Origin of the sequence: Ruminobacter sp. RM87 (genome assembly GCF_000701925.1) — a bacterium.
GTDB lineage: Bacteria > Pseudomonadota > Gammaproteobacteria > Enterobacterales > Succinivibrionaceae > Ruminobacter > Ruminobacter amylophilus.
The window spans coordinates 1-10,088 of record NZ_JNKD01000076.1 but is presented as its reverse complement, the minus strand read 5'-3'; the positions used below and the strand labels follow the sequence as shown (position 1 = coordinate 10,088).

Genomic DNA, 10,088 nt, shown 5'->3' with positions numbered 1-10,088 from the left:
TCTTATTTAACTTCACGGAGAACGGAGCCGATGTCAGTGCCGGATACTACACCATCATCCAGACAGCGATAGCCAACGGTCTGGCTCCGTACAAATATCTTGAATGGTTTCTTACGGAAATCAGTTCGGTAAGACCAAAGAACGTACTCAGCAACATGAGTCATCTTCTGCCGTGGTCAGACAAGGTTCCCGCAGACTGCAGGTCAAATAATCTGGAAGACCTGCGTAAGGCTGAAACAGCTTCCGAGGACTAAACCTTTACAATATCAAAAACTCACTGTGGTAGTAGCACAGTGAGCTTCAATTTTAAATAACCCTATTTGCTTACACGCATACATTTAATATCATGCCTTTTTTGTATATTTCATCCTAAAGTACAAAAAAAGAGGGAGTCGTTAAACTCCCTCTTCTTCAATCAATTAAACAGATATCTGATTAGATATTGCTTACGATTTCTTCTACGGTCTTCTTAGCATCACCGAAGCACATGTAAGAATTTTCCTTGAAGAATAATGGGTTCTGAACACCAGAGTAACCAACGTTCATTGAACGCTTGAATACGATTACGTTCTTAGCATTCCAAACTTCAAGTACAGGCATACCTGCAATTGGGCTGTTTGGATTTTCAAGAGCAGCTGGGTTTACGGTATCGTTTGCACCGATAACGAGTACTACATCGGTATCAGAGAAATCATCATTGATTTCATCCATTTCAAGAACGATATCATAAGGAACCTTAGCTTCAGCAAGAAGAACGTTCATGTGACCAGGTAAACGACCTGCTACAGGGTGAATACCGAAACGAACGTTAACACCCTTATCACGTAACTTCTTGGTAAGTTCAGCAACTGGATACTGAGCCTGAGCAACAGCCATACCATAGCCTGGGGTGATAACTACAGAATTTGCATTCTTAAGCATATCAGCAACGTCAGAGCACTTAAGTTCACGAATTTCACCCTGTTCTTCATCTGAAGAAGCAGCTTCTGGCTTGTTACCGAAACCACCGAGAATTACAGAGAGGAATGAACGGTTCATTGCCTTACACATGATGTAAGAGAGGATTGCACCTGAAGAACCTACTAATGAACCAGTAACAATGAGTAAGTCGTTATCAAGCATGAAACCAGCAGCAGCTGCAGCCCAACCTGAATATGAGTTCAGCATTGAGATTACTACAGGCATATCAGCACCACCGATAGAAGCTACCAGATGAATACCGAATGCGAAAGCGATGATGGTCATTGGGATAAGACAGCCTAACTGAACTGTATATGAATTTGTAGCGAGGAATACAACCATTAATACGGCTGAAATAACCAGAGCTAAAACATTCAGAAGGTTCTTACCAGGTAATACGAGAGCCTTTGACTTGAAAATAACGAGCTTGAATGAACCGTTAAGCTTACCGTAAGCAACGATAGAACCGGTGAAGGTTACAGCACCGATGAATACGCCAAGGAAAATTTCAACGAGGTGAATATATAATTCCTTTCCGCTTAAGCCGGTATCTACTGAAACTTCAGAGGCCTTCTTGATAGCATCGGCAGACATCTTCTGAAGCTCGGCAATCTGATCAGGAGATGCACCGGCTGGAACATTAATGCTAATAGCATTTGAAACAGCACTTGGTTCAAGGCTGAAGAAGCTGTTGAAGCCAACTAAAACGGCAGCAAGACCAACGAAGCAGTGAAGCATTGCAACGAGTTCTGGCATCTGAGTCATTTCAACTTTCTTAGCAAGATACAGACCGATACCGGCACCGATAACGATTGCTACACCGATGATAACCCAGCCCCAGCAGGTATTTACGTTTACGAGTGAAGCAGCTAAGGCGATAACCATACCGATAATACCGGAGGTACAGCCTAATCTGGCAGTTTCCTGCTTAGATAATCCAGCCAAACTCAAAATAAAGAGTAAGGCGGAGATAATGTATGCTACATGAATTAAACCAGTCATTTCTTAATTATCTCCTTAATCCTTTCTGAACATCTTAAGCATACGCTTGGTTACTGCGAAACCACCAAAGATATTGATGAAAGCAATAAGAATAGCAACCAGACATAAAACATAAATTAACGCGTTAGGCTGATAGGTTGAAGTGCTTACGAGCTGAGCAAGAGCACCAACAACTATAATACCTGAAACAGCGTTAGTTACAGCCATTAAAGGAGTATGAAGTGAATGACTTACATTCCATACAACATAGTAACCTACTACACATGACAGAACGAATACGGTGAAGTGAGGTAAGAAAGATTCAGGAGCAACAAAGCCGATTAATGACATAACTACTACGAGAGCGGCAAGAACTGCATACTTAACTGCCGGACTTGCAGGCTTCTTTTCTTCCTTTGCAGGAGCGGCAGCTGCCGGCTTCTGTGGAGCAACACTTACACTGATCTGTGGAGGCGGGAAGGTAACTTCGCCATCTCTTACGATGGTCATGTTGCGTAATACAACATCTTCAAAGTTTACATTGATGTTACCATCTTTTTCCTTTGATAATAACTTGGTTAAGTTAACCAGGTTAGTAGAATACAGCTGTGAAGACTGAGTTGGTAAACGGCAAGGTAAATCAGTATAACCGATAATCTTAACGCCGTTGGTGGTAAGAGCAACTTCACCAGGAACGGTGCATTCGCAGTTACCGCCGGTAGCAGCAGCCAGGTCAACGATTACAGAACCAGCCTTCATGCTTGCAACCATATCAGCAGTTACAAGTAAAGGAGCCTTCTTACCAGGAATAGCAGCGGTAGTGATAATGATATCAACTTCCTTAGCCTGTTCTGCAAAGAGTTCCATTTCAGCCTTGATGAATTCAGGGCTCATGGTCTTAGCATAACCGTCAGAAGAACCACCGTCTTCCTGCTTGAAGTTAAGCTTTAAGAATTCACCACCCATTGAGTGAATCTGGTCAGCTACTTCTAAACGGGTATCGAAAGCGCGAACGATAGCACCGAGAGAACTTGCAGCACCGATTGCTGCGAGGCCGGCAACACCTGCACCGATTACGAGAACCTTAGCTGGTGGAACCTTACCTGCTGCAGTAACCTGACCGCAGAAGAAGCGGCCGAATTCATGAGCTGCTTCTACAACTGCTCTGTAACCGCTGATGTTTGCGGTTGATGAAAGAGCATCGAGAGCCTGAGCTCTTGAAATACGAGGCACCATATCCATTGCTAAAACAGTAATCTTCTTAGCATTGAGCTTTTCTACGAGCTCTGGATTCTGGCGAGGCCAAATGAATGATACTAAAGTAGTACCTTCTTTGAGCTTTTCAATTTCTTTATCATTTGGAGCAAGTACCTTGTAGATGAGTGGGCTAGACCAAACATCAGCACTATTACCAATAGTTGCACCTGCAGCTACATATGCATCATCTGCAAAGTTGGCAGCTTCACCTGCACCTGATTCAACAAGAACAGTGAAACCTAACTTCTGGAGAGCGGTAACTGTAGTAGGTGTTGCAGCAACGCGAGTTTCTCCCGCAAAGCTTTCCTTAGGTATACCTATCTGCATTTATTCACATTCCTAAATAAAAAAAATATTTAAAAGTTATAGTTATGTTTGTCACAAATAACAGTGAATTATACACTAATATTTACATAAATATGCATTAAAAATGTTATTCAGTACAGATTTTTTCAAATAAATTTTATTAAGACATTGATTTTATCTTTTTATAAACCTTTGTATTTACTCACTTTATCACGCAATATTAGTTACTTATTCACACTCCTGTTCTTTTACGATTTTTTTTATTTATCATAACGTGAATTTACATATTTATTCAGAAAAAACGATTTCTTCTACGAAGAGTCGTACTTTTATAAATTTTTATGCACTTAATTGGAATACTTTACGTATATATAGTTAGGAATTTATGCCGACTGAAGGAGCCGAATATTCTTCGGCTCCTTTCTCTAAATGAAAGCTGATTTCTGTTTTATCTGTTCTGCAGAAGAACTCCACTGAGAGGTTCAACACCGTTCAGCTTGAACTTGATGGATTTAACTCCTGAAGGAGTATTGGTCTGCAAAGCGAAATGCAGATGAGGACCTGTTGTATATCCTGTATTACCGGACTGTGCGATTATCTGCCCCTGCTTAACAACATCCCCTACTCTGACATACTGAGAATTTCCCTTTAAATGAACATACACTGTAATTGTACCGTCATCATGCTGAATTCTTATGTAGTTGGCCATTGGTCTGAAACTTGGATTATTTCCGCCAGATGTTGATCCCATTCTCATATCAACGACCTTGCCTGCTTTAGCAGCAAGCACAGGAGTTCCCACCGGCATTGCCACATCAATTGCGTAACGGTTTTTAGGCCCCTGATGAGTAAAACCGCCTTCCCATCCCTGAGTAACCTTGAAAGCCCCTTTAAACGGAACAATAAGTTCATTAGGATTGGTTGTATAGTAAAAGGAATCCGAACCACGGAATATCTTACCTATATCAAAGGTTCTGGATAATGTAAGTTCCCCCTCGCCGCCATAAATAACATAGCCGACAAGATAATTCTGATTTCCCTCGACTTCAATAGGTTCATCAAAAGGAATATTGGTATCCTTAATCAGGGATTTATCTGACGCTTTGATCTTTACCGTTACTTCACTGGCAAATTCATTAACAATATAAAGTTTATGAGTTTCAGGATCAAAACTTAACGATACCTTATCCTGCTCTGGTTCACCCCAGTCGTCATAAGAATCGTACTGATACCCGCTACTCTGTGCCGAATTTTCATCATCAGTGTAATAAACAACACCGTTTTCATCCACATAACGCAGGATTTTGCCCTCTGCCGTGCCAAAACATGCGGCACCAATCACCAGAGAGGCTATTACAGAAAACAATTTATGAATCTTCATAATTAGAAAACTTATATTTAAAAATATTTTTACTTAAAAAACCATGGTATTAAGTTTTAAGAAAACGAAAGACTCATCAGCACACCATGCTCTCTTGAGCCGTCGGGCATAGGATAATAATTTTTTCTTATCATGTCCTCTTCGAAGCCCACACTTTTATAAAGATTAATGGCTTTATTGTTGGAAATTCTGACTTCAAGCATAACTTTGACAATTTTCAGCTCTTCTTTTAACTGTTTTATGCTTTCAAGAAGAAGCTTTTTTCCATATCCTTTTCCCTGATACTCTGCTGAAATTGAAATATTCTGCAGAGTGGATTCATCAAGTACAAAGTCATACACAGCATAGCCCGCAACATTATCATTATCGAGCAGGACATAAAATCTGTAATTATCTGCAATCGACTCAAGAATATTCTTTTCAGTCCACGGGTGCACCTGAACTAGCTGTTCAATGCTCAAAATTCGCTTTAGATATGCATCCAGCTCATTCCGGTGAATTCTCTTTATTTCCATTTTCAGTAAAATATTTTCCCAACTTTATTCTGCCGTTTTCCGTTTCCAAGAATCCTCTGCCAAGCAGCTCATTGAAAACCTGTTTTTTCTGCTCAAGTTCGCCATTACCTGTAATAACAATCTTTCTATCGGCAAAATCATCAGTATCAAAACCGATATATATGGTTTTCCCGTCACTGTCATCTTTATTCCAGGAAAAAGGAATATCGTTATAATCAAAAAAACCAGCCAGATTAAATATCCACTTGCACTTTTCCGGACTCTCTATAATGAAGCATGGTTTTTCAACCCTGGTTCTGACGATTCCAAGTTTTTCAACTTCCTGAACATATTTTTTCACAACGCTCCATAAATTTCTTTTTCCACTCTCTCCTGGGTAGACAGGAATATCCGGGGCAGAATTATCAGGAAGTACCTTTATTGAAGCAGGACATATGGTTAAAGTGCTTTCAGCATTTACACTCACCTTTCCATACCATCCGCATGGATAGGATATGTATTTCAGATATCCTACAAGATTAAAAACCCATTCCTTATTATATCTGTCTTCACCGACAAAAATAAAAAACGGAAAACTTCGCAGGACATCTGAATACAGGTTTTCCGAGGATGCATTTTTTATTAAGGAAGGCTTTCGCAATGAATACAGCTTTATATTCATTGACTGCAGTATTTCACTATTGATATTAGTCATTGTTAGATTCGAACCATTACACTGCCGAGGTTTTGACTGCTTTTAATTTTATATCCACAGTCAGAGATAACAGCTTCGATAACAGACAGTTCCATTTCATAATCTGAATAAACGTTAACAAGATCCTTTTCAATAAAAACTTCAACTTTCAGCACACCGGTAAGCTGTGAGACAGCAGAAATTACTCTGGCTGCACATTTTTCACACCGCATACCCTCAACAATAAACTTTGAATGGTAGCATTCAGTCTTGGAAAAGATTTTTAAAAAATTAAACATCTACTGGCCCCGTCTTTTCAAAGTGAAACCCTGATTATCACCTAAGCATGACCTATTGTATATCATTAGAAGCCTGTTGTAAGTCAACTTTCTTCCAACATTGTGAAAACGACAGATTAACGGACTTCTTTGCTCCCCTTCCTTTTTCTCTTATTTTCATACATCAGTTGATCCGCTTTTCTCATAACATCATCAACAGACGCCATGTTACTTAATTCACTGATAGCCAATCCTATCGAAATATGAATCTGCTCCCAATCATTTTTTGCCTGTTCGTTAACAGTATTGCAGTTTACCTTAAACAGATTGATCAATTCTGTACGATTCTTAAAATCTTCATTCAATAAAATCAGAGTAAACTCATCTCCGCCTATTCTGAATACAGGGCTGTGCTGAAATACTTCACAGATTGCCTTTGCAGCAGTTTTTAAATACACATCCCCTTTTTCATGTCCGTAGTTATCATTAATAACTTTAAGATTATCACAGTCAAACATGCAGATACCGAATTCCACAACATCCTTCTTTTTAATTCTTTCTTTCAAATGCAGTATGTAATCATCATATCCGCCTTTGTTTCGAACACTTGTAAGGGCATCCACAAAAACACGATTACTTAATTCCTGAGCCTTCATACTGTGTTCCTTGGCTTCTTTCTTGGCACGTATAAGGCGATTCTGTACCACAATAAGCCATAACATCGAAATAATTAACGTAATCAGGAAAATCACAATTGCCTTATTGTCGCAAATCAGTTCCCATACTGTCATTTTTCCTTCTTCAGAAAAGTATTTGGTCAATGAGGCATGGACGTAGGATGTAGGTACAATGTTTGTGGTTTTGGCAACAATAGAATAGAGTTCCATGTCTCCTTTTTTTACGGCAAATCTAAAATCCAGATCCTTTGCCGTATCCAATGCAACAAGACGATACTGGCTACACAGTCTGCTGATACTGTTATACCTGTAGTTGGAAATCAAAAAACCTTCAGCCTTCCCATTGGCCACGTCTCTTATACACGCATGAACATTGTCACAGTTATATATCTGCCAGTCGGAATATTTGGTTTTCACTATGGATTCAAAATTATCATCACCACCGACTACTGCAACTTTTATGTACCGCATATCTTTCAGATATTCAACATTTGATGCTTGAACCACAAGATAAAGATTCGCATTAACAATGGAAGGTGTAATAAGAACACCGGCCTCTTCAGCATCATAAACACTCAGATTTGAAGGGAATACAGTATCAACCTCCCCACTCTGCATTGCAGACATGGCATCGGAAATTGAATCATAGGCTTTTGTTTCAAAATTTAATATGCCATTGGAAAAACTGGTTCTGGCCTTATGTAAATAATCCTTGAGAGCCCCTGTTACCTGTTCTGTTTCTTTATCCTTAGCGCAATAAGCAAGATAATCATCCACGTATCCAACTCTGATTGTTTTGTGTTCTGATAACCACTGCTGTTCATCGTGAGTGAGATAAGTGATTGCGCTTGAATTACGAATATATTTAATGAACAGCTCATCGCCATAATAACGGTTTTCGTCCTGAATCTTCCCCATGGCAACATTCAGTTCATCCAGAATGTCTGATCTTTTTTTGCTTACGGCAAAATAGAAATCTGAATAACCAATCTTTACCACTGGTACAATGTTTTCAACAGAAAGATAATTATCCACAGATACAAAACCATCAATCTCACCATCTTTCAGGAGTTTCATTGATTTTGACTCACCATCAGGGAGTTCAATCAGTTCAGTCTGAATATTTTGCTGTTTCTCCCACTCCTTGAAAAATTCCAGCTGAACACTCTGTTTATTTACACCTATCTTCTTGCCGTTGAAGTAAGAAAAATCTTCGTTATATTCCGCTACCTTGTCTCCATCTATAAACAGATAATATTCCTCTGTTCCCATTGGATATGAAGAAAACAGAACAACGTTTGCACGTGCTTCCGTATAGGACACACCTCCAAGCATGTCAATTTCACCATTAATGAGCTTTTGTACAAGCTGTCCCCAGTTACCTTCAACATATTCGTAGTTCCATCCGGTGTATGCGGCTATCTTTTGTTGATATTCATAAGAATAACCGGTTCGTCTTCCTGAACCATCAATGTTATTGTAAGAAGAATCAAACCAACCTACGCGCACAACCTTAGACGGTTCCTCTGCCACGGCATCAGCCAGAAGCAGAAAAACTGCAGGTAATAATATAACAAATAAAGCACAGATTCTGATCAGTTTCATATTGGTATTTTATCACTCTATCTAGTTATAATCATTCACTCTACTCAGCAATATACCACCTAATAAAAAGCTACAGTTAGAGTCAGAGCATCGTAAAAAAACAAAAAACCTTAATTCCTTACGAAGGATAAAAATTTGAATACATCAGTCAACACGTTTAATACATTTTAATCACAGGAAATCAACAGCATGCTGTTAGAATATACTACATTACGAATAAATAAAAAATGCTACAATCAAAATTTTAGACTAATGCGGATAATATTAATAATAGTCTGTCTATAACGTGTTTACAAAAAACATATTTAATTACTTGATAAATTATCACAATTTACATGAAAATATTTTCATAAAATATTAACTTCATCAAAATATAGTTACCCACTGTTTTGCATGTTCTTATTGTGAACAATCATTCAATTAAATGTGTACATCTTTTTGTTAACAACTCATACTGATTATTATTTAAACAACAAATAATTATCCCCAGTATTTCGTAAACAATACTCAATATCAATCAACAGATATCCACATATAACCGACGTTCCGCAGTTGAATTTCAACAATTATTTGATCAATATTTGATCAAATAATCATATTTTATGTGATGTATATCATATATTTTGCATACATGACTATTAATTGTACAATTTTAATGGTTTTATACTGAAAAATTAACCTAAAGAAATTAAGCTCATGAACAGTATAAGACCTCATTTTTTAAGTACAGATCACTATGGACTAGTAGTTTCAACATGCAGACATCTTGGTATAGAAGAATTTATTGATAACCGACTTCCCAAACTGTCAAACAATCAGAAATTAAGCAATGGCCAGCTGTTTGTCAGCATGCTCGTAAATGCCATGAGCTACGTATCAAAGCCGATGTATCTGTCGCCAACATTTTTCAGAAACGTTGATGTTAAGACACTTTTTGGTGAAAACTTTGATGTTTCATATCTTAACGATGATGCCTTCGGCTGATTGCTGGATGGACTGTTTCAGGCAGATGTATCCAACCTGTTTGTTGAACTGTCACTTTCCTGCATGAAAAAGCTGAAGCAGGATGTGCAATGCATACACATGGACTCCACTTCCTTTCACCTTCACGGGGAAAAATACTGTGACGATTCATTTGGCGAAAGACAATATGAAACGACCTCCACGAATGAATGCAAATCGTGGATTTACCGTGTAAACTGTAGACGTTAATAAAACAGAAACGGATTTACCGCATACATTGAATGAATTTACTACATACATTGAATGAAGGTCGTTATGAATAAGATAATATATATTGGAATGGATGTCCACTCTTCTAACTTTACTTTGTGCTCTTTTGAACCAGGTTATGGCATGTCTGAAGATAAAATATTCGGTCAGGTGCAGTTTAAGGATGACCTGATTAAAAATACCGAGAAGTATATCTGTAATCTGAAATCACAGAGAAAGGAT

The 10,088-nt window shown here is 38.4% G+C and carries 9 protein-coding genes; 2 read left to right on the top strand and 7 right to left on the bottom strand.

Translation table 11 applies throughout. The features are described 5' to 3' along the window. A partial coding sequence (locus tag T489_RS13755; RefSeq protein WP_051622069.1) for a transposase domain-containing protein occupies positions 1 to 254 on the top strand: 254 nt, incomplete at its 5' end. Between the two features lie 181 nt (positions 255 to 435). Here T489_RS13755 and pntB read toward each other — a convergent pair. The 7 genes from pntB to T489_RS0111175 all read right to left on the bottom strand — a co-directional run bounded on the left by pntB (position 436) and on the right by T489_RS0111175 (position 8,633). Continuing rightward, positions 436 to 1,962, bottom strand: coding sequence for a Re/Si-specific NAD(P)(+) transhydrogenase subunit beta (gene pntB, locus T489_RS0111205; RefSeq protein WP_031580121.1), 1,527 nt, complete (start codon positions 1,960 to 1,962; stop codon positions 436 to 438). Between the two features lie 15 nt (positions 1,963 to 1,977). Continuing rightward, entirely contained in the window at positions 1,978 to 3,525 is a 1,548-nt protein-coding gene (locus tag T489_RS0111200; protein ID WP_031580120.1) for a Re/Si-specific NAD(P)(+) transhydrogenase subunit alpha, read from the bottom strand. Positions 3,526 to 3,952: 427 nt separating this feature from the next. Further along, entirely contained in the window at positions 3,953 to 4,885 is a 933-nt protein-coding gene (locus T489_RS0111195) for a M23 family metallopeptidase (RefSeq protein ID WP_031580119.1), read from the bottom strand. Between the two features lie 56 nt (positions 4,886 to 4,941). Beyond that, positions 4,942 to 5,346, bottom strand: a complete 405-nt coding sequence (gene rimI / locus T489_RS0111190; RefSeq protein WP_177178450.1) for a ribosomal protein S18-alanine N-acetyltransferase — start codon at positions 5,344 to 5,346, stop codon at positions 4,942 to 4,944. A 25-nt stretch (positions 5,347 to 5,371) separates the two neighbouring features. Beyond that, the gene (locus T489_RS0111185) at positions 5,372 to 6,094 is read right to left on the bottom strand and encodes a hypothetical protein (RefSeq protein ID WP_031580116.1); all 723 of its coding nucleotides are present in this window, start codon (positions 6,092 to 6,094) and stop codon (positions 5,372 to 5,374) included. Positions 6,095 to 6,096: 2 nt separating this feature from the next. Next, positions 6,097 to 6,372: a heavy-metal-associated domain-containing protein gene (locus T489_RS0111180; protein ID WP_031580115.1), complete on the bottom strand. Its 276-nt coding sequence runs from the start codon at positions 6,370 to 6,372 to the stop codon at positions 6,097 to 6,099. 116 nt (positions 6,373 to 6,488) lie between these two features. Then, entirely contained in the window at positions 6,489 to 8,633 is a 2,145-nt protein-coding gene (locus T489_RS0111175) for a transporter substrate-binding domain-containing diguanylate cyclase (protein WP_031580114.1), read from the bottom strand. Positions 8,634 to 9,329: 696 nt separating this feature from the next. Between T489_RS0111175 and T489_RS0111170 the strand changes: the two genes are divergently transcribed. Next, positions 9,330 to 9,617 carry a DUF4277 domain-containing protein gene (locus T489_RS0111170; protein WP_031580113.1) on the top strand — a complete coding sequence of 96 codons (288 nt, stop codon included), beginning with the start codon at positions 9,330 to 9,332 and terminating at the stop codon, positions 9,615 to 9,617. Positions 9,618 to 10,088: the final 471 nt, after the last annotated feature.